Raw genomic sequence first — 19,523 nt, 5'->3', positions numbered from 1 at the left:
ATGTCATGATGAGGACATGAGTAGTTTTCTACGATTTTCAGAGAGGGAAGCCTTAGGGTGTGAGCTTCCTAGTACGGGATTATTACTTACCACCTCTAAACTTTAGCAGTGAACGGTTTTTCTAGTAATTGCTAACGGACAACACCGTTATGTTGAACTTGAGCAATTAACAATTATGTTAATTGGAACAAGGGTGGAACCACGAATTCAACACTCGTCCCTTTTTACGGGATGAGTGTTTTTTATTTTGAGAAAAAGAGGAGTGACCAGTGATGGCAGATGTAGTTAAAATTACTTTCCCTGATGGAGCTGTGAAGGAGTTTCCAAAAGGCGTAACAACTGAAGAAATCGCAGCTTCTATTAGCCCAGGCTTAAAGAAAAAAGCTGTAGCTGGAAAATTAAACGATGAGATGATCGATCTTGTTACACCAATCGAAGAAGATGGTGCAGTTTCTATCATTACATTAGATTCTGAAGATGGCCTATATATTTTACGCCATTCAACAGCCCACCTTTTAGCACAAGCGTTAAAACGTTTATATAAAGATGTTAAGGTTGAGCTCGGCATTGGTCCAGTAATTGAAAATGGCTTCTACTACGATATTGATATGGAAGAAGCAATTACAGTTGAAGACTTCAAGAAAATCGAAAAAGAAATGCAAAAAATCGTGAACGAGAACTTAGAAATCGTTCGTCATGAAGTACCACGTGCAGAAGCAATTCGTCGCTTTGAAGAAATCGGCGATGAGTTAAAATTAGATTTAATTAACGATCTTCCAGAAGATGCAGTTATTTCAATCTATGAGCAAGGCGAATTCTTCGACCTTTGTCGTGGTGTTCACCTTCCATCTACAGGGAAAATTAAAGTGTTTAAATTATTAAGCGTTGCAGGTGCTTACTGGCGCGGCGATAGCAATAATAAAATGCTACAACGTATTTACGGTACTGCATTCGTTAAAAAAGCGGAATTAGATGAGCACTTACGTATGCTTGAAGAAGCGAAAGAGCGCGATCACCGTAAATTAGGTAAAGAATTAAAACTATTTACTAATAGCCAAAAAGTAGGACAAGGTTTACCACTTTGGTTACCAAAGGGTGCAACAATTCGTCGTATTATCGAGCGTTATATCGTTGATAAAGAAGCAAGCTTAGGCTATGATCACGTATATACTCCAGTACTAGGAAGCAGAGAGCTTTATGAAACTTCTGGTCACTGGAACCACTACCGTGATGGCATGTTCCCATCAATGGAAATGGATAACGAAGAATTAGTTCTTCGTCCAATGAACTGTCCTCATCATATGATGGTTTATAAAAATGATATTCACAGCTACCGTGAATTACCAATCCGTATTGCGGAACTTGGAACAATGCACCGTTATGAAATGTCAGGTGCGTTATCTGGATTACAACGTGTACGCGGAATGACTTTAAACGATGCGCATATTTTCGTTCGTCCAGATCAAATTAAAGAAGAGTTAAAACGTGTTGTAAACTTAACTCTAGAAGTGTACAAAGATTTCGGTTTAGAGAACTACTCATTCCGTCTATCTTACCGCGACCCAGCAGATACTAAAAAGTATTATGCGGATGATGAGATGTGGGAAAAAGCACAAGGTATGTTAAAAGAAGCTATGGATGAAATGGGTCTTGATTACTATGAAGCTGAAGGTGAAGCGGCATTCTACGGTCCAAAACTTGACGTTCAAGTTCGTACTGCTCTTGGAAAAGACGAAACACTTTCAACTGTACAATTAGACTTCTTGCTTCCAGAACGCTTTGAATTATCATACGTTGGTGAAGACGGTAAACAACATCGTCCAGTTGTAATTCACCGTGGTGTTGTATCAACTATGGAACGTTTTGTAGCCTTCTTAATTGAAGAATACAAAGGTGCATTCCCAACGTGGTTAGCTCCAGTTCAAGTACAAGTAATTCCAGTTTCTCCGCAAGTACATTTAGACTATGCGAAGAAAGTACAAGACGAATTGCGTCGTGCTGGTATCCGTGTTGAATTAGACACTCGTGAAGAGAAGATCGGTTACAAAATCCGTGAAGCACAAATGCAAAAAATTCCGTACATGCTTGTAGTAGGTGACAATGAAGTAACTGAAAACGGCGTAAACGTACGTAAATATGGTGAACAAAAATCAGAAACAATCGCATTAGATGCTTTTGTTGACATGATTAAAGTAGAAGGAAAACGATAAGAAAAAGCCGCGGTATACCGCGGCTTTTTTATGTAATATACTTGAGGAAAATTAGAAAAAATAACCATGTAACACTTATCATAAAAAAGTATTGCAAGTATGTTAGTTGTTTGTTACAATATTTCTTGTTGTTAGTAAAACACATCGCGTCTTCTTGACAGACGTCATGTCCTATGATAAACTCATCAAGGATAATAGAATATTGTTTTGTGGAACAAGTAGAAGCACCCGCTTCTCACCTGATGGACGCATTCGCAGTTAACAGGTAAATGTATTTCTTACTTAAGATTTTACAAGTGTGGGTGTCGTATGCCCGCACTTTTTTTGTTCGGGTTCTATGACTACAAAATATGTTCTGAGAAAACCTTGGAGGTGGCTTACTATTAGCAAGGATATGATGATTAACGAGCAAATTCGTGCACGTGAAGTACGTTTAGTTGGCGCAAATGGCGATCAACTTGGAATCAAGTCTCGTAATGACGCTTTAGACTTAGCTGCAAATCTTAATCTTGATTTAGTATTAGTTGCTCCAAATGCGAAACCGCCAGTATGCCGCATTATGGACTACGGTAAATTCCGCTTTGAGCAACAGAAGAAAGAAAAAGAGCAGCGCAAAAATCAAAAAGTAATTAGCATGAAAGAAGTTCGTTTAAGTCCAACAATTGATGAACACGACTTTAACACAAAACTTCGTAATGCTATCAAGTTTTTAGAGAAAGGCGACAAGGTTAAAGCATCAATTCGCTTTAAAGGACGTGCCATTACTCATAAAGAAATCGGTCAACGTGTTTTAGATCGCTTCTCAGAAGCTTGTGCTGAAGTTAGCACAGTTGAATCTAAGCCTAAAATGGAAGGACGCAGTATGTTCTTAGTTTTAGCACCGAAAAACGATAAGTAATAGATAGAGGAGGAAATACCTATGCCTAAACAAAAAACTCATCGCGGCGCTGCAAAGCGTTTCAAAAAGACTGGATCAGGTAAACTGAAACGTTCTCACGCTTACACAAGCCATTTATTCGCTAACAAATCTACAAAAGCTAAACGTAAACTACGTAAAGCTGGTGTAGTAAGCGCTGGTGACTTCAAACGCATTCGTCAAATGCTTGACAACTTAAAATAAGTTCGGCTGATATATAGAACAATTAGGAGGTAATATTATGCCAAGAGTAAAAGGTGGTACAGTTACTCGTCAACGTCGTAAAAAAGTAATTAAATTAGCAAAAGGTTACTACGGTTCAAAAAATACATTATTCAAGGTTGCTAACCAACAGGTTATGAAATCTCTAATGTATGCATTCCGTGACCGCCGTCAAAAGAAACGTGACTTCCGTAAATTATGGATTACACGTATCAACGCAGCAGCTCGTATGAATGGTCTTTCTTACAGCCGCTTAATGCACGGTCTTAAAAATGCTGGCATCGAAGTTAACCGCAAGATGCTTGCTGACTTAGCTGTTCATGACGAAAAAGCTTTCGCTGAATTAGCAACAGTTGCAAAAAACAACATTAACTAATTAATTAGTTGAAACCTTAGAAGAATTTTCTTCTAAGGTTTTTTTATTTGTATTCAAATAGAAGTTAGAAGTGAAAGAAATTCTAAAGATTAACGGCTATGTTGTTATCAATATGACAAAATCAATATAAAAGTTATAGCAGTATAGAAGAATATACATATGAAGTCAGGAGAATACTCCTGGCTTTTTTCAATTCTGCTCGTTTGGAAAGAAGAGTATCTTTCCTAGCTGAAACGACACTGCTATAATGGAAAGATGATATGGAACTTTCATCAGATGAACAATTTAAGAGCGATGACTGAAACGTATTTGTAAATTAAGGACAAGCTATTTTATAAAGAGTTAGATAGCTGACTTATTCATAAGAACTGAAACATAATAATGAACTTTGAGATGAAACAACATTGTTGCGTAAAATGCGATGTTGGAGGAGGACAATAGAATGGACTTACTACAACTATTTAAATTACAAAAAGAATTAGATGACCGTATTGCAAAAGAACATGACTTACAACCGAAAAAATTGTTAAAAGAAAAAATGTTAGCTCTTCTTGTAGAAATTGGAGAACTTGCAAATGAAACACGTTGTTTTAAATATTGGAGCAACAAACCGGCATCAGAACGTGAAGTAATATTAGAAGAATACGTAGATGGTTTGCATTTTATTTTATCAATCGGAATTGATTTAGGTATTGATAAAAACTTCCTATTCTATAAATGTGCACAGACGAATAAAACACAAGTGGAAATTTTCTTAGACACATATGCGAAAGTAATTCGTTTTACAGATCAACCATCTATTACAAACTATATTGAATTATTTACGAGCTATCTTCGACTTGGACAAGCACTTGAATTTGAACAAGAAGAGATTGAAAAAGCATATTTAGATAAAAATGAAGTAAATCATCAGCGTCAAACACAAGGATACTAATTTAATTTTTGAATATTTCAATTTAATTATTGTATAATGAATTGACTGAAGAAAAAGGAGGGTGTTGGCAATGACAAAATTAGACGCGACATTGACAATGCTAAAAGAATTAACAGATGCACGTGGTATTGCTGGTAATGAGCGTGAACCACGTGAAGTAATGAAGAAATATATTGAGCCGTTTGCGGACGAACTTTCTACTGATAATTTAGGGAGTTTAGTTGCGAAAAAAGTAGGGGAAGAAAACGGCCCGAAAATTATGGTTGCAGGTCATTTAGATGAAGTTGGATTTATGATTACACAAATCGATGACAAAGGTTTCCTTCGCTTCCAAACGGTTGGTGGCTGGTGGTCACAAGTTATGCTTGCGCAACGCGTGACGATTGTAACGCGTAAAGGAGATGTAACAGGTGTAATTGGTTCAAAACCACCGCACATTTTACCTCCAGAAGCTCGTAAAAAGCCAGTTGAAATTAAAGACATGTTCATCGATATCGGTGCTTCTAGCCAAGAAGAAGCGATGGAGTGGGGCGTACGACCAGGAGATCAAGTTGTACCTTACTTTGAATTCCAAGTGATGAAGAATGAAAAAATGTTACTTGCAAAAGCATGGGATAACCGAATCGGTTGTGCAATTGCAATTGACGTATTAAAACAATTAAAAGATGAAAAGCATCCAAATGTTGTATATGGCGTTGGAACTGTACAAGAAGAAGTTGGTCTTCGTGGCGCAAAAACATCTGCGAATTATATTAAACCAGATATCGCGTTCGCAGTAGATGTTGGTATCGCTGGAGATACACCGGGTGTAACGTCAAAAGAAGCACAAAGTAAAATGGGCGATGGACCACAAATCATTTTATATGATGCTTCTGTTATTGGACATACAGGTTTACGTGATTTCGTAGTTGATGTTGCTGATGAATTACAAATCCCGTATCAATATGATTCAGTAGCAGGCGGAGGAACGGATGCGGGTGCGATTCACATTGCTGTAAATGGTATTCCTTCTATGGCAATTACAATTGCAACGCGCTATATCCATTCTCATGCGGCAATGTTACATCGTGATGATTATGAAAATGCAGTGAAGTTAATTGTAGAAGTTATTAAACGTCTTGATAAAGAGGCTGTACATAACATTACATTTAATTAATAGAAAAAGCGAAGGAGCTTCTCCTTCGCTTTTTTATGTTTTAAAAAGGCCTTTCTAATCCTGCAGCAGTATGAGCCCCTAAAATAATTAAACGAGTTAATTGCATCGCCATAAAATGCGGGGTATATATCATCCCTCTTTTTAGCCATGACATAATCATTCCTAGGTGGGCACCAGTAACATAACTAATGAGAATATCGCGTGGAACCATTAGTTTTTCATCGTTAGGTTGTGAAATAGAGAGGCTTAATGTTAAATGCGTTTGAATTGCTTTCATCATCTTATACGTATAGTTTCCAGCAGCTTTATCACCAAGCATGACGTTATAGAAGTTAGTGTTTTCTGCAATATGTTCGAACAAGGCCAAAAAACTTGGATGTGGCGAATCAAATGTTAGTTGGAAATCTTCTTTATTTCTATTTCTCGGTTTAATTACTTCAGTTAGCTTTTCTAACATTTCTTCAATGCTTTTGTCTAGTAAGTCATATTTATCGTGGTAATGGCTATAAAATGTAGCGCGGTTTACAGGAGCGCGTTCTGCGATATGTTGCACAGTTACATTTTCAAAGCCTTTTTCGCCTACTAAAGCGACAAAAGCATCCTGTATGAGTTGTCTCGTCCGTTTTACACGTGGATCATTTGTATTTTTAATAGACATTTTTATTTCCCCTCGTTTAATTTTCTATACTTAAACAACATATTGGTATTATATTGTTGTTTAAACGACATTTCATACGTGAATTGTCGGTTGTAGATTCAAAATAATTATTTATAATTATAAACGATAGTCCTTCAGAAATCAGCACCGCTCGCAGGTAGATAAATTTCGATTTACGCTGCAGATGGTGTGATTTTTTTGTTAAAAGGTTAATATAATTAACAATTAAACAATCTAAACAATAAGGACATAAATAGTTTAGAAAAAAATTATATGCGATATAAGGAGAGGAATGCAATGAATCAGTTTCGAAGAATGGTAATTATCAACATTATCACATTAATTGTACTAGTTGGCGGCGGTATTGGCGGTTATTACTATTACAATCAAACGGAAAATTACTTAAAAACAGACAATGCAAAGATTGATGGAAAGGTAATTCCGGTTGCTTCACCAGTAGCAGGTAAACTAACTGACTGGAAAGCTGAAGTAGGAAAAAATTATAATGAGAACGATAAATTAGGTACTGTTACTGTAGCGGCAGCTAATGGAGAACAAACAGTAGATGTAACAATTCCACAAAATGCAACAGTTGTACAATCAAACGCGACAACAAATGCTTTCGTTGGAGCGGGTAGCCCGATTGCTTATGCATTTGATATGAACAATTTATGGGTAACAGCAAACATTGAAGAAACAGATGTTGATGATGTTCAAAAAGGTCAAGATGTAGATGTGTATGTAGATGCATACCCAGATACGACGTTAACAGGAAAAGTAGAACAAGTTGGCTTAACAACAGCGAATACATTCTCTATGTTGCCATCAAGCAACGCAACAGCGAACTATACGAAAGTAACACAAGTAGTACCAGTTAAAATTTCTTTAGATCATAGCAAATCAGTAAATATTGTTCCTGGCATGAATGTGACAGTTCGTATTCATAAGTAAGGGGGAGATGAGATGTCCTCAATTGTAATTGCAGGATATGCACTATTTTGTATAATCGTCTTCTTCCTTGTAAATCGTCTTTTACGAAAGAAAAAAACGAAAATGGGAGAAGAACAAGTCCCAGCCGTAAGTAAAATAGAAGTAAGTAAAGTTGAAACAGAAGAGAAAGAAATTGAACGAAAGCAAGAATCGGAAATTTCTAATGTAGTTGAGTTAGAAACAGGAAAGCAAGAAGAAGTAAAACAAGAAAAAGAAGTGCCGAAAAAACAAATGTCTATGCCTGTAGAGAATGTGAACGTAAAAGCAGTTGTAGCTGTATTAATTCTAGGCATGTTCGTTTCTATTTTAAACCAAACAATCATTAATGTTGCATTACCTCCGTTAATGAATGAATTTAATGTATCAACTTCAACAGCACAATGGTTAATTACAGGCTTCATGCTTGTAAATGGTATTTTAGTACCGATTAGTGCCTTTTTAGTTTCACGATTTACGTATCGTAAATTATTCGTAGCAGCAATGTTATTCTTCACGGTAGGATCTATCATTTGTGCTACTTCAGGAAACTTTACAATGATGATGACAGGTCGCGTAATTCAAGCAGTTGGTGCGGGTATTTTAATGCCGGTTGGTATGAATATCTTCATGACGTTATTCCCGCCTCATAAACGCGGAGCGGCGATGGGATTACTAGGTGTAGCGATGATTTTAGCACCAGCTATCGGACCAACTGTAACAGGTTGGGTGATTGAAAACTATAGCTGGAACTTAATGTTCTATGCGATGTTTATTATTGGTTTAATTATTACGTTCCTATCTTTAAAATTCTTTACACTAGCTCAGCCGGTGTCTAAAACGAAATTAGATATATTCGGTGTGGTTAGTTCAAGTATTGGACTAGGAAGCTTATTGTACGGATTTAGTGAAGCTGGAAATAATAGTTGGACTAGTGCAGAAGTCATTATTTCACTTGTTATCGGTGTAATTGGTTTAGCGTTATTTATTTGGAGAGAGTTAACAACGGACAATAAAATGCTTGATTTACAAGTATTTAAATATCCAGTATTTACTTTTACTTTAGTAATTAATGCAATCGTTACGATGGCATTATTCGGAGGTATGTTATTGCTTCCAGTATATCTGCAAAACATTCGTGGCTTTACGCCAATTGAATCTGGTTTACTACTTCTTCCAGGATCATTAATTATGGGGATCATGGGACCAGTAGCGGGTAAATTATTCGATAAATATGGTATTCGTCCATTAGCGATAATTGGATTGGCAATTACGACGTATGCGACATATGAATTTACAAAATTATCGATGGATACACCGTATAGCGTTATTATGACGGATTATATTATACGTTCAATTGGTATGTCATTCATTATGATGCCAATTATGACAGCTGGTATGAACGCGCTGCCGATGAAATTAATTTCTCACGGTACAGCAACGCAAAATACGTCAAGACAAGTAGCGGGTTCAATCGGAACAGCTATTTTAATTACACTTATGACGCAACAAACGACTGCTCACGTAGCTGATTACGGCAACATGTTAACAACATCAAACCCAATTTTAGTTGATAAAGTACACGGCATGGGTCAAAGCTTAGCGGCCTTAGCTGGATCAGCTCAAGCAGGAGACGCGATGAGCACACAACTATTATATGGACAAATTTCAAAGCTATCTGCAATTAACGGTATTAACGATGCCTTCTTAATCGCAACGATACTAGCAGGTATCGCTTGGGTGTTATCGTTCTTCTTACAATCAGGCAATAAACCAAATAGAAAAGCAGGGAATTAATTTCCCTGCTTTTTTGTCTTTTTAAAGAGTGAGATATAAAAAATAATAACCAGTTACGGAGCACAGCCCTGCTAGAAACAAAATTATCCCCATAGAACAAATACTCGATATTTGCCTGCCGCTTATAATAGCTAATAGTCCAGCTAAAGAGAAGAAGCACCAATATAAAGTTCCCGAAATTGGAACCATCCCCTCTAAATCTATTCCAGAACCTATACAAACGATAGGAACAACGATAAGTAATATGCTAATTAAACCAGCTATAATAGTGAGTGATTTATGACATTTAATACCATAAATAATTAAAAAAATACCAACGATAAATGCGCATAACATTAAAGTAAGAGCTAAAATCATCCAAGTTAATATTCCAAACACTTCTGTATTACCTCCGATTTGTAGGTTGCTAAAAAATATTATATATAGAATGAATCACCTACAGACATGAGCTCCCAGAAGATAACACCTAATATTCCAATGGTAAAAATAATGAATCCCATATTACGTATACTTTTAATTTTGGCTTGTACTCCACTTACCCCTGCTAATAATCCAGTTAAAGAAAATAGGGTCCAGTAAAGAGCAGTTGGAATCGGGAAAATTGTATCGATATGAATCCCTACACTTAAAAGAACAAAAGGTAGTGTGACAAAGGATAGGCTAAGTAGCCCCATTAAACCAACGAGTAATTTCCGATATTTAATCCCCGTTACTATTAAAAAAATACCACCAGCAATCCCGCATAGTAAGAGAAGTGGCGTGAAAAGCATCCAAATAATACTGAACATATGTAAACTCCTTTATGTGAATTAAGTTATATTTTACTACATGAGGTTTATTTTGGATATTATTAATGAGTATATATAAATTGAAGGAAATGGGTAATAACGATACGGATTATCAAAAACGCTAACCGCAGAAGAGTTTGAAGTTATGATAAAAGAGTAAAGAGAGGTATCGCGATGATACCTCTTTTTAACTCAAGAATGCCAACATGTTATTCATAATATGAAATAACATAGCTGGAATAATGGACTTTGTTTTTTTACATAAAATGGCCATTAATAATCCCATAAAGAAAGTAATTACCATTACCCCAAGTGAGTATGTATGAGCGATACCGAAGAAGAAACTTGTTACGATGGCTGCAATCCAAAATGGAAAGCGTTCTGAGAAGAAGCGAAGTATAAAACCACGGAAAATAAGTTCTTCAAAAATGGGTGTGAGTATTGCAAAGCTGAGAAGTAATAATATTTGATATTGCTTAAAGACGTCTAAGCTTAGTGCGGAAGATTGCTGCTTTGTTGCGTCTTGGAACACATAATTTAACAAGATGTAATTGAGTATGATGTTGATAACGAAGAAAAGAAGTAAGTATACGTATGTGCGCCATTCTTTCAGTGTTTTAAAGTTAAAAGATTTTAGTAGTAATTTTTTTGCGGGTTCGAATTTAAAAATGAAGAATAACAATACAGCTAGTTGTAATACGGTACTTGCAGTATTTGCAATAGATTCATACAGGGCAACTTGTTTTTTATCTGTAAGACCTGCTGTATAAATTGTTAATGGCATTGCGAGGAACATAGTAATAAGTCCAGTTCCAAAAAAGGCGAATAAAACAGAGCTAATAAATTGTCCCCATGACATCGAGTGTTTTTGTTCATTAGAAAGCTGTGTAGCGGGTTGCATTTGTAAAATCACCTCTTTTATATTTGTATATTTAATTATAAAGTAAGATGTTTTTGAATGTAACATTTAAATATTACATATAAAGTGAAACTTTAATCATTGGGGAGGTTCATCCCCCACTGATTATCAGCCCTCACCAATCGGGCTTTTACGGGCAGTTGATTCTCCACCTAACTTCCTCGTCTTTGCTGAATTTCGAGGTGGGGGTCTTACTGCTCGTTAATGCGGGATAAAGGTTTATTTTCCATAAAATAATAAAAGAGGTATCACCCTGTAGTGATGCCTCTTTCTCATTGATAACTATGTTCTGTCTTGTTATTCAATTTTGCTTGCTCTATTTGCAATTCACGCTCTACCAATCGATCTAATTGCTGAATTGCTTTAAGTGCTTTTTCATAAGAAATTGTTCGATAATGATGCGCTCCGCCCGGTTCTTCATCTGCTTCGTCTGCCCATTTAATAATATTTTGAAGAGATGTTCTTTCAATTTCTTGTTCCACTAAGAAAGAATCTGTATGAAGAAGAATTGCAATAGAAATTTCTTTTGCTAGTTTTGGATGTTCTCCTAATCTAATAAGTAATTTATGTGCTCTTTCAGCGCCTTTAATTGCATGGATATCATTCTTTTTATATAAGTCATAATCCCATTCGCCGCCTGTGTACCACGTATGATGTCCGATATCATGAAGGAAGCCAGCTTTTGTGGCAGCATCGACTGAGGCGTGATGCTTTTTGGCTAGGTGAAACGCATGGTAAGCGACAGCGATCGCGTGGACCATTCCAGAACGGTTTACGTATTTTTGTGTAATGTGGTGTTTAAAAATTTGTTCAAGCGTAATACGGTGCATAAAACATTCACTCCTTTTATCTTATGGTGTATATGAAGAAAAATCGATCGGTTTAAATGTATTTTGAACATTGTACTCCATCATAGTTCGTTAGTAAAGTAGAAATGTTTAGGAGAAGAAAAAATTTTTCTGCAAAAAAATCACCTTAGCTTATGCAAAGGTGATTTTCAAATTGCTTATTTTTTTAATCCTTGCTCTAGTGTTTCTAACATTTCGTGCTTTTCATTTTCATCAGCGTTTTTCCAAATGACTTCAAATAAAACGCCAAGACCTGGAAGCATTTTTTCTTCACCGCTTTGAATTGCATCGACGATTGTTTCTTGTAATTGATCTTGTGAATTTCCAGATACATTCGCTAATACGGCACCGCGTAAATTAAAACTCATTGCTTTCACCTCTTCTTCAGAATTGAAACTGACGTTAGTTTTTGTTCTTTTTTATGTAAATATGTATGAAAAATAGGCTATAATGATAAGACAAGAAGAGAGGGAAATACATATTATGAAAAACATTGATTCAGTACAAAATCCGCGTGTAAAGCAGTGGAAAAAGCTGCAAACGAAAAAAGAACGCGATAAAAAAGGTTTATTTTTTGTAGAAGGATTCCACTTAGTCGAGGAAGCTTTGAAGACAGGAATTGTAACAGAACTTATCGTTTCAGATCAGACAGACCTTCCGAAAGATTGGACAGTTAATGATGTGGAAATGTACATCGTACCTGAGGCGATTGTAAAAATACTTCGTGAAACAGAAACGACGCAAGGTGTATTTGCTGTTTGTGAGAAGCATGAGAAAGAAGTAGCTCTTACTGATGGGAAATTCCTTTTATTAGATGGCCTGCAAGACCCAGGTAATTTAGGAACAATTATTCGTACAGCTGATGCAGCTGGTATTCACGCCGTTGTGCTTGGAGAAGGTTGTGTTGATGTTTACAATAGTAAAGTACTCCGCTCTACACAAGGCTCTATTTTCCACTTACCAATTGTAAAAGGGAACTTAGAAGAATGGGTAGACAAGTTAAAAGAAAATAACGTTCCTGTATATGGAACAGCTCTTGAAAATGGAGTTCCGTATGGTGAAGTAACGCCGGCTGGCAGTTTTGCATTAATTGTAGGAAATGAAGGAAATGGCGTACGCCGAGAAATTCTTGCAAAAACGGATCAAAACTTGTATATTCCGATTTACGGCGGGGCAGAATCATTAAATGTTGCGGTTGCAGCAGGGATTTTAACGTATTATTTGCAAAGCCCGGTTGCGAACAAATAAAAAACTTCTTATAATAAGTTGAAGTACATTATATTAAAAGTTAAATAACGAAAAACGTTGATAGAGAAGAGTAGCTTACAAAATCGCCATATAGGGAGAGAATGTCGTAGACTGAAAGCATTCTTATGGTAGACGAAAGTGAATTCACCTCTGGAGTTGACGCCAGGACCATGTATATGTAAAGGCGTTCCGGTCAGAATTGATCGTTATAACTAATGAGTGGGCAGACATGTTCTGTCAATTTAGGGTGGTACCGCGAATTTACCTCGTCCCTTTTTGGGAGCGAGGTTTTTTTATTTTTAAAATTAGGAGGGTTCCAAAATGGAAGCACGTTTAAAAGAGCTAAAGCAAAAAGCGTTAGAGCTTATTGAAGAAGCGAAAGAGCTGAAAGGCTTAAACGACGTACGCGTAGCGTATTTAGGAAAAAAAGGTCCAATTACAGAAGTATTACGCGGCATGGGAAAATTATCAGCAGAAGAGCGTCCACGTATGGGAGCATTAGTAAATGAAGTACGTGAAGCGATTCAAACGCGTCTAGACGACAAAATTAGTAACTTAGAAAAAGCAGTAATTGAAGCGAAATTAGCTACTGAAACAATTGATGTTACATTGCCAGGTCGTCCTGTTGAAACAGGTTGTCACCATCCGTTAACGGCTGTTGTTGAGCAAATTGAAGATGTATTCATCGGTATGGGTTATGAAGTAGCTGAAGGAACAGAAGTAGAAAAAGACTACTACAACTTCGAAGCACTAAACTTACCGAAAGATCACCCAGCGCGTGATATGCAAGATACATTCTACATCACAGAAGAAACGTTACTACGTACACATACATCTTCTGTGCAAGCACGTACGATGGAAAATAATAAAGAAAAAGGCCCAATTAAAATTATTTGTCCTGGTAAAGTGTATCGCCGTGATGACGACGATGCGACGCATTCACATCAGTTCATGCAAATTGAAGGTCTTGTAATTGATAAAAACATTCGTATGAGTGACTTAAAAGGTACACTGCAAGTATTCGTGAAAAAGATGTTCGGTGAAGATCGTGAAATCCGTCTTCGTCCAAGTTTCTTCCCATTCACAGAGCCATCTGTAGAGATGGATATTTCTTGTATGATGTGTCATGGCAAAGGCTGCGGCACTTGTAAAGGAACTGGCTGGATTGAAATTCTAGGCGCAGGTATGGTTCACCCGAACGTACTTGAAATGGCTGGTTATGATTCAAAAGAATATCAAGGTTTCGCATTCGGTATGGGCGCAGAGCGTATCGCAATGTTGAAATACGGAGTAGATGACATTCGTCATTTCTATACAAATGATGTACGTTTCTTACAACAATTCAAACGAGCGTAAGGGAAGGGGAGGATAAGTATGTTCGTATCATATCGTTGGTTACAAGAGTATGTAGATATTAAAGATGTAACAGCACAAGAACTAGCAGACAAAATCACGAAAAGTGGTATTGAAGTAGAAGGCGTTGAAGTATTAAATAAAGGTGTAAAAGGTGTTGTAGTTGGTCACGTATTAGAATGTGAAAAACACCCAGAAGCTGATAAATTAAGCAAATGCTTAATCGATATCGGTGAAGAAGAGCCAGTTCAAATTATTTGTGGAGCTGCTAACATTGCAAAAGGTTTAAAAGTACCAGTTGCAAAAGTTGGAGCTGTACTTCCTGGTAACTTCAAAATCAAAAAAGCAAAACTACGCGGTGAAGCTTCTCACGGTATGGTTTGTGCTCTTCAAGAGCTTGGTATTGATGGAAAGTTAGTTTCAAAAGAATACGCAGATGGTATCTTCATCTTCCCAAGTGACGCTGAAGTTGGTGCAGATGCACTTGAAATTTTAAACTTACACGATGAAGTACTTGAGCTTGGCTTAACACCAAACCGTGCAGATTGCTTAAACATGTTAGGTGTTGCTTACGAAGTAGCTGCTATTTATGGCCGCGAAGTAAAGCTTCCAGCTATCGACTTACAAGAAACAGCAGAAAAAACTTCTGATTATATTTCTGTAAGTGTAGAAGCGAAAGAAGAAAACCCATTATACATTGCAAAAATGGTTAAAAACGTAAAGATTGGTCCATCACCAATGTGGATGCAAACTCGTCTTATGGCAGCTGGCATTCGTCCAATTAGCAACGTAGTTGATATTACAAACTACATTTTAATGGAATACGGTCAACCGTTACATGCATTCGATTACGATAAATTAGGTTCAAAAGAAATCGTTGTTCGTCTTGCAAAAGAAGGCGAAAAAATTGAAACGTTAGATGATCAAGAGCGTACATTACAAAGCCACCACCTTGTAATTACAAACGGCACGAAAGCTTTAGCTGTTGCTGGTGTAATGGGCGGGGCGGATTCTGAAGTTACAAATGAGACAGTAAACGTTCTAATTGAGTCTGCATATTTTGCAGGTCAAACAGTACGTCGTACATCAAAAGACTTAGGTCTTCGTAGTGAATCAAGTGCACGTTTCGAAAAAGGAATCGACCCAACACGTACATTTGAAGCAATTCAACACGCAGCTGCTTTAATGGCGAAATATGCTGGCGGTGAAGCACTTGAAGGTGTAGTAGAAGCTGACAACTTACAAGTACAAGAGCGTACAGTATCTGTTACTGCTGAAAAAGTAAACCGTGTATTAGGTACAAATATTTCTGCGAGTGAAATGGGTACAATGTTCACAAACTTGAAATTCCCATTCACAGAAGTAGAAGGAACATTCCACGTGAATGTACCAGCACGTCGTCCTGATATTACAATTTCAGAAGACTTAGTAGAAGAAGTGGGCCGTCTATACGGTTATGACCACATTCCAGTTACATTACCTTCTGGAACGATGACTCGTGGTAAATTAACATCAGCACAAACGAAACGTCGTAAAGTACGCCGCTTCTTAGAGGGTGCTGGTTTATATGAAGCAATCACGTATTCATTAACAAGCGCTGACAAAGCGAAACAATATATGGTTGAGCCAAACGAAAAGGCGCCTGTAGGTCTTGCGCTTCCAATGAGTGAAGAACGTAGCCAACTTCGTTTAAGCTTAGTACCGCAATTACTAGAAGCAGTTTCATACAATGTCGCTCGTAAAAACGACAGCGTTGCTTTATACGAAGTAGGTTCTATCTTCTTACCGACAGAAGAAGGAGAACTTCCGAAAGAAGAACAACATCTTGCAGGTGTTATGACAGGTCTTGCTCTTCACCATGCATGGCAAGGTGAGAAGAAAGTAGTAGACTTCTTCGTTGTGAAAGGTGTACTAGAAGGACTATTCGACGTACTTGGCGTTGCAAACCAAATCACATATGCACCAGCAAAACGCGAAGGTATGCACCCAGGCCGTACAGCTGACATCGTATTAGATGGCGAAGTAATTGGTTTCATCGGTCAATTGCACCCAGAAGCAGAAAAACAATTAGATGTGAAAAATACATTCGTATTTGAATTATCTCTTGTAAAAGTATTCGGTGCAGACGCTGAAGAAACTTACTACGCAGCAATTCCACGTTTCCCATCTATGACACGTGACATGGCTGTTGTAGTAACAAAAGAAACAAAAGCTGGTGAAATGAAGCAAGTCATTGCTGAAGCTGGCGGAGAACTTCTGAAAGACGTAACACTATTCGACTTATACGAAGGTGAAAAAATGGAAGAAGGCAAGAAATCACTTGCATTCTCTATGACTTACTTCGATGCAGAACGTACATTAACAGACGAAGAAGTAACAGAAGCACATAACCGTGTACTAACAACGGTAGAAGAGAAATTCGGTGCGGAGTTACGTAAGTAATTAGAAAATTGCCGGATATATTCCGGCAATTTTTTTATTGGGTTAGTTGTCGGACACTGTCGGTAAGTCGATATATTACAAAAATCGCTCATATATTTTCCGACACCTTGCATCTTTCTCTCGAATGTAGTACATTAATTTTAGTTTAACAAAATGAAAGACGATGATAAGGAAAAGTAGTATATACTATAATCCAAAGCGAGTCAGGGACGGTGAGAGCCTGATGAGGCGGTATATGTGAAGAACACCTTGGAGTTGCTAACCGAAATTGAATCTTGTATTCAAGAGTAGACTTAGACGGGAATCCGGCCTGTTACAAACCGGGAAGTATGTATTACATACGAGTTAAAGTTGGTCTTTATGACAAATTGGGTGGTACCGCGAAGTTTAACCTTTCGTCCCTTTATGGATGAAAGGTTTTTTTGTATTTAAATATATGAGCAAAGGAGAATTTCACTATGGAAAACACATTAGTAAAAAGTCTGTATAGAGATACAGAAAAGTATGCAGATCAAACAGTACAAGTATCAGGGTGGATTCGTAACTTACGTGATTCAAAAGCATTTGGTTTCATCGAATTAAACGACGGTAGCTTCTTCAAAAGCGTTCAAATCGTTTTCGATACAGAATTAGAGAACTTCAAAGAAATTGCAAAACTTCCACTTAGCTCTTCAGTTAAAGTAGAAGGTAAAGTAATTGCAACGCCTGGAGCGAAGCAACCATTTGAAATTAAAGCAGAAAAAATTGATATCGAGGGCTTATCAGATTCTGATTACCCACTTCAAAAGAAGCGTCATACATTTGAATACTTACGTACAATCGCTCACTTACGTCCAAGAACAAATGCATTCTCTGCAACGTTCCGCGTACGTTCTATCGCAGCATTTGCGATTCACCAATTCTTCCAAGAGCGTGGATTCGTACATGTTCATACACCTATCATCACTGGTAGTGATACAGAAGGTGCTGGCGAAATGTTCCGCGTAACAACGCAAGATTTAAATAACCTACCAAAAGGTGAAGACGGAAAAGTTGATGAGTCAAAAGACTTCTTCGGTAAAGAAACAAACTTAACAGTAAGTGGACAGCTGAACGCTGAAGCTTATGCATTAGCATTCCGTGATGTATACACATTCGGACCTACATTCCGTGCGGAAAACTCAAACACAACTCGCCACGCTGCTGAGTTCTGGATGGTTGAGCCTGAGATTGCATTCGCTGAACTAGGGGACGTAATGAACCTTACAGAAGATATGCTGAAATATGCAATGAAATACGTATTAGAGCATGCACCAGAAGAAATGGAATTCTTCAACAGCTTCGTTGATAAAACAGTTCTTGAGCGCATGAACAACGTAATTAACTCTGACTTCGGTCGCATCACTTATACAGAAGCAATTAAAGTGCTTCAAGAATCAGGTGCTGATTTCAAATACCCAGTAGAATGGGGAATTGACTTACAAACAGAGCACGAAAGATACTTATCAGAAGAAATCTTCAAACGCCCTGTATTCGTAACTGACTATCCGAAAGACATTAAAGCATTCTACATGCGTTTAAATGAAGACGGTAAAACAGTAGCTGCTACTGACCTTCTAGTTCCTGGCATCGGCGAATTAATCGGCGGAAGCCAACGTGAAGAAAGAATGGACGTTTTAGTAGACAGAATTAAAGAATTAGGTATGAACGAAGAGGATTACTGGTGGTACTTAGAACTTAGAAAATACGGCGGTACAAAACACGCTGGATTCGGTCTAGGTTTCGAGCGCTTCCTAATGTACATCACTGGCATGGCTAACATCCGTGACGTAATTCCATTCCCAAGAACTCCAGGTTCTTCTGAGTTCTAAAATGTGAAAAAAGCGAGAGGATTTCCTCTCGCTTTTTCTTTTGCATAGTTTATTACCCTGTAGCAAAAAGTAACGCGAAGGGGTGAATATAAATGAGTAAAAAAGTGAAAAAAGATCATTCAAGATCGGGCCTAGGTTCTCCAGAAGTAGAAGGACAAGGAACGACGACACATGAAACAGGTTCACATAAAGTACCTTCATCAAATAAGAAGCAGAAACGAAGCTAACATAAAAAAGGAGAGTCTTGGCGACTCTCCTTTTTTCATGTATTACATCTTCTTATCGTTAATTTCTTTTGTAATCTTATTTATGTCTTTGCCTAATCGATCTAAATAGAAAAACCACAGTAAACTCATGAACACGTAATAGATGGCCATCACGCCAAGATTATCAGATATATTTTCGAATGTGGATTTAGTAGTGAAAAAAGCTCCTCAAATGGTAGAAATAGTGAAGTAAGAAAGTGGGCCTACGAGGTGTACGAAAACATATAATATCTTTTTAACTTTTACAGCGTTCATATGAAAAACCTCCTTTTTCTAATCATACATTCAAGTTCCTCACAGAAGTGTTGTAGTTTTGCTGGATTATGTATTAACGAGCGAGCATCGTGTTTCCCGATAAATCTTCGAATCCGAAAGTTTAATAAGAAAGAGCGACCATAACGCTCTATTAGATCGTTGAACGCTCGTTGTTCACTTAGTAGCTGAATATTTTCCCTAATTTCAAACTGCCTTTCGTGTGGATCGCCTAGTAAAATATTTAGAATCATTTGTAGAAGTAGCAATGGGGATCCCCTCCTATGTTAGAATAATCTGTATATTATAATTGTAACAAAAC

At 37.3% G+C, this 19,523-nt stretch carries 20 protein-coding genes, 1 pseudogene and 4 other annotated features (1 of these 25 only partly in view); of the genes and pseudogenes, 13 read left to right on the top strand and 8 right to left on the bottom strand.

Annotation, left to right across the window (positions count from 1 at the left end; translation table 11 throughout):
• Positions 1 to 225: a binding site (T-box leader), on the top strand (it extends 4 nt beyond the left edge of the window).
• Positions 226 to 272: 47 nt separating this feature from the next.
• The 6 genes from thrS to C3Y97_RS23100 all read left to right on the top strand — a co-directional run bounded on the left by thrS (position 273) and on the right by C3Y97_RS23100 (position 5,814).
• The gene (gene thrS, locus C3Y97_RS23125) at positions 273 to 2,210 is read left to right on the top strand and encodes a threonine--tRNA ligase (RefSeq protein WP_000786083.1); all 1,938 of its coding nucleotides are present in this window, start codon (positions 273 to 275) and stop codon (positions 2,208 to 2,210) included.
• Between the two features lie 210 nt (positions 2,211 to 2,420).
• Positions 2,421 to 2,541, top strand: a sequence feature (ribosomal protein L20 leader region).
• 63 nt (positions 2,542 to 2,604) lie between these two features.
• Positions 2,605 to 3,108: a translation initiation factor IF-3 gene (gene infC, locus C3Y97_RS23120; RefSeq protein ID WP_000973215.1), complete on the top strand. Its 504-nt coding sequence runs from the start codon at positions 2,605 to 2,607 to the stop codon at positions 3,106 to 3,108.
• A gap of 21 nt (positions 3,109 to 3,129) precedes the next feature.
• Positions 3,130 to 3,330 carry a 50S ribosomal protein L35 gene (gene rpmI / locus C3Y97_RS23115; protein ID WP_001125945.1) on the top strand — a complete coding sequence of 67 codons (201 nt, stop codon included), beginning with the start codon at positions 3,130 to 3,132 and terminating at the stop codon, positions 3,328 to 3,330.
• 37 nt (positions 3,331 to 3,367) lie between these two features.
• Positions 3,368 to 3,724: a 50S ribosomal protein L20 gene (rplT, locus tag C3Y97_RS23110; protein ID WP_001138362.1), complete on the top strand. Its 357-nt coding sequence runs from the start codon at positions 3,368 to 3,370 to the stop codon at positions 3,722 to 3,724.
• A gap of 442 nt (positions 3,725 to 4,166) precedes the next feature.
• Complete coding sequence (locus C3Y97_RS23105) at positions 4,167 to 4,658, top strand: dUTP diphosphatase (RefSeq protein WP_000365050.1); 492 nt, start codon at positions 4,167 to 4,169, stop codon at positions 4,656 to 4,658.
• Positions 4,659 to 4,728: 70 nt separating this feature from the next.
• Complete coding sequence (locus tag C3Y97_RS23100) at positions 4,729 to 5,814, top strand: M42 family metallopeptidase (protein ID WP_000163555.1); 1,086 nt, start codon at positions 4,729 to 4,731, stop codon at positions 5,812 to 5,814.
• A 40-nt stretch (positions 5,815 to 5,854) separates the two neighbouring features.
• On the opposite strand, the gene C3Y97_RS23095 is transcribed toward C3Y97_RS23100, so the two are convergent.
• Entirely contained in the window at positions 5,855 to 6,472 is a 618-nt protein-coding gene (locus C3Y97_RS23095; protein ID WP_000023672.1) for a TetR/AcrR family transcriptional regulator, read from the bottom strand.
• A 297-nt stretch (positions 6,473 to 6,769) separates the two neighbouring features.
• On the opposite strand from C3Y97_RS23095, the gene C3Y97_RS23090 reads away from it, so the two are divergent.
• Together C3Y97_RS23090 and C3Y97_RS23085 are read left to right on the top strand one after the other, a co-directional pair.
• Positions 6,770 to 7,423: an HlyD family secretion protein gene (locus tag C3Y97_RS23090; protein WP_001071419.1), complete on the top strand. Its 654-nt coding sequence runs from the start codon at positions 6,770 to 6,772 to the stop codon at positions 7,421 to 7,423.
• Positions 7,424 to 7,435: 12 nt separating this feature from the next.
• A complete protein-coding gene (locus tag C3Y97_RS23085; protein WP_000095295.1) occupies positions 7,436 to 9,235 on the top strand; it encodes a DHA2 family efflux MFS transporter permease subunit in 1,800 nt (599 codons plus the stop codon).
• Between the two features lie 21 nt (positions 9,236 to 9,256).
• Here the strand turns inward: C3Y97_RS23085 and C3Y97_RS23080 are convergent, their stop codons facing one another.
• From C3Y97_RS23080 to sspI, 5 genes are all read right to left on the bottom strand, one after another.
• Complete coding sequence (locus tag C3Y97_RS23080) at positions 9,257 to 9,613, bottom strand: ammonia permease (RefSeq protein ID WP_136363668.1); 357 nt, start codon at positions 9,611 to 9,613, stop codon at positions 9,257 to 9,259.
• 38 nt (positions 9,614 to 9,651) lie between these two features.
• Entirely contained in the window at positions 9,652 to 10,023 is a 372-nt protein-coding gene (locus tag C3Y97_RS23075; protein ID WP_000491395.1) for a hypothetical protein, read from the bottom strand.
• 187 nt (positions 10,024 to 10,210) lie between these two features.
• Entirely contained in the window at positions 10,211 to 10,924 is a 714-nt protein-coding gene (locus tag C3Y97_RS23070) for a CPBP family intramembrane glutamic endopeptidase (RefSeq protein WP_001182108.1), read from the bottom strand.
• Positions 10,925 to 11,214: 290 nt separating this feature from the next.
• On the bottom strand, positions 11,215 to 11,772 hold the full coding sequence (locus C3Y97_RS23065) for an HD domain-containing protein (protein WP_000554786.1): 558 nt from the start codon (positions 11,770 to 11,772) through the stop codon (positions 11,215 to 11,217).
• A 176-nt stretch (positions 11,773 to 11,948) separates the two neighbouring features.
• Positions 11,949 to 12,158 carry a small acid-soluble spore protein SspI gene (gene sspI / locus C3Y97_RS23060; RefSeq protein WP_000009509.1) on the bottom strand — a complete coding sequence of 70 codons (210 nt, stop codon included), beginning with the start codon at positions 12,156 to 12,158 and terminating at the stop codon, positions 11,949 to 11,951.
• Between the two features lie 82 nt (positions 12,159 to 12,240).
• Between sspI and C3Y97_RS23055 the strand changes: the two genes are divergently transcribed.
• The 5 genes from C3Y97_RS23055 to C3Y97_RS23035 all read left to right on the top strand — a co-directional run bounded on the left by C3Y97_RS23055 (position 12,241) and on the right by C3Y97_RS23035 (position 18,910).
• Positions 12,241 to 13,038, top strand: coding sequence for a TrmH family RNA methyltransferase (locus C3Y97_RS23055; protein ID WP_002204703.1), 798 nt, complete (start codon positions 12,241 to 12,243; stop codon positions 13,036 to 13,038).
• Between the two features lie 48 nt (positions 13,039 to 13,086).
• Positions 13,087 to 13,315, top strand: a binding site (T-box leader).
• A gap of 44 nt (positions 13,316 to 13,359) precedes the next feature.
• Positions 13,360 to 14,394 (top strand): phenylalanine--tRNA ligase subunit alpha, encoded by a 1,035-nt coding sequence (pheS, locus tag C3Y97_RS23050; protein ID WP_000388219.1) that lies wholly within the window; start codon positions 13,360 to 13,362, stop codon positions 14,392 to 14,394.
• Positions 14,395 to 14,412: 18 nt separating this feature from the next.
• Positions 14,413 to 16,833, top strand: a complete 2,421-nt coding sequence (gene pheT, locus C3Y97_RS23045) for a phenylalanine--tRNA ligase subunit beta (protein ID WP_000498186.1) — start codon at positions 14,413 to 14,415, stop codon at positions 16,831 to 16,833.
• 154 nt (positions 16,834 to 16,987) lie between these two features.
• Positions 16,988 to 17,239, top strand: a binding site (T-box leader).
• A gap of 52 nt (positions 17,240 to 17,291) precedes the next feature.
• On the top strand, positions 17,292 to 18,683 hold the full coding sequence (gene asnS, locus C3Y97_RS23040; RefSeq protein WP_000432177.1) for an asparagine--tRNA ligase: 1,392 nt from the start codon (positions 17,292 to 17,294) through the stop codon (positions 18,681 to 18,683).
• A gap of 92 nt (positions 18,684 to 18,775) precedes the next feature.
• Complete coding sequence (locus tag C3Y97_RS23035) at positions 18,776 to 18,910, top strand: YuzL family protein (RefSeq protein ID WP_000039588.1); 135 nt, start codon at positions 18,776 to 18,778, stop codon at positions 18,908 to 18,910.
• Between the two features lie 42 nt (positions 18,911 to 18,952).
• Here the strand turns inward: C3Y97_RS23035 and C3Y97_RS23030 are convergent.
• Positions 18,953 to 19,204, bottom strand: a pseudogene (locus C3Y97_RS23030) (hypothetical protein).
• Complete coding sequence (locus C3Y97_RS23025; RefSeq protein WP_000925539.1) at positions 19,201 to 19,470, bottom strand: hypothetical protein; 270 nt, start codon at positions 19,468 to 19,470, stop codon at positions 19,201 to 19,203. The pseudogene C3Y97_RS23030 and the gene C3Y97_RS23025 overlap by 4 nt, the downstream one beginning before the upstream one ends.
• Positions 19,471 to 19,523: the final 53 nt, after the last annotated feature.

Source organism: Bacillus sp. DU-106, from assembly GCF_004799705.1.
Classification (GTDB): Bacteria; Bacillota; Bacilli; order Bacillales; family Bacillaceae_G; genus Bacillus_A; species Bacillus_A cereus.
Note: the sequence above shows the minus strand (reverse complement) of the source record. Positions and strands in the feature narration are given on the sequence as shown.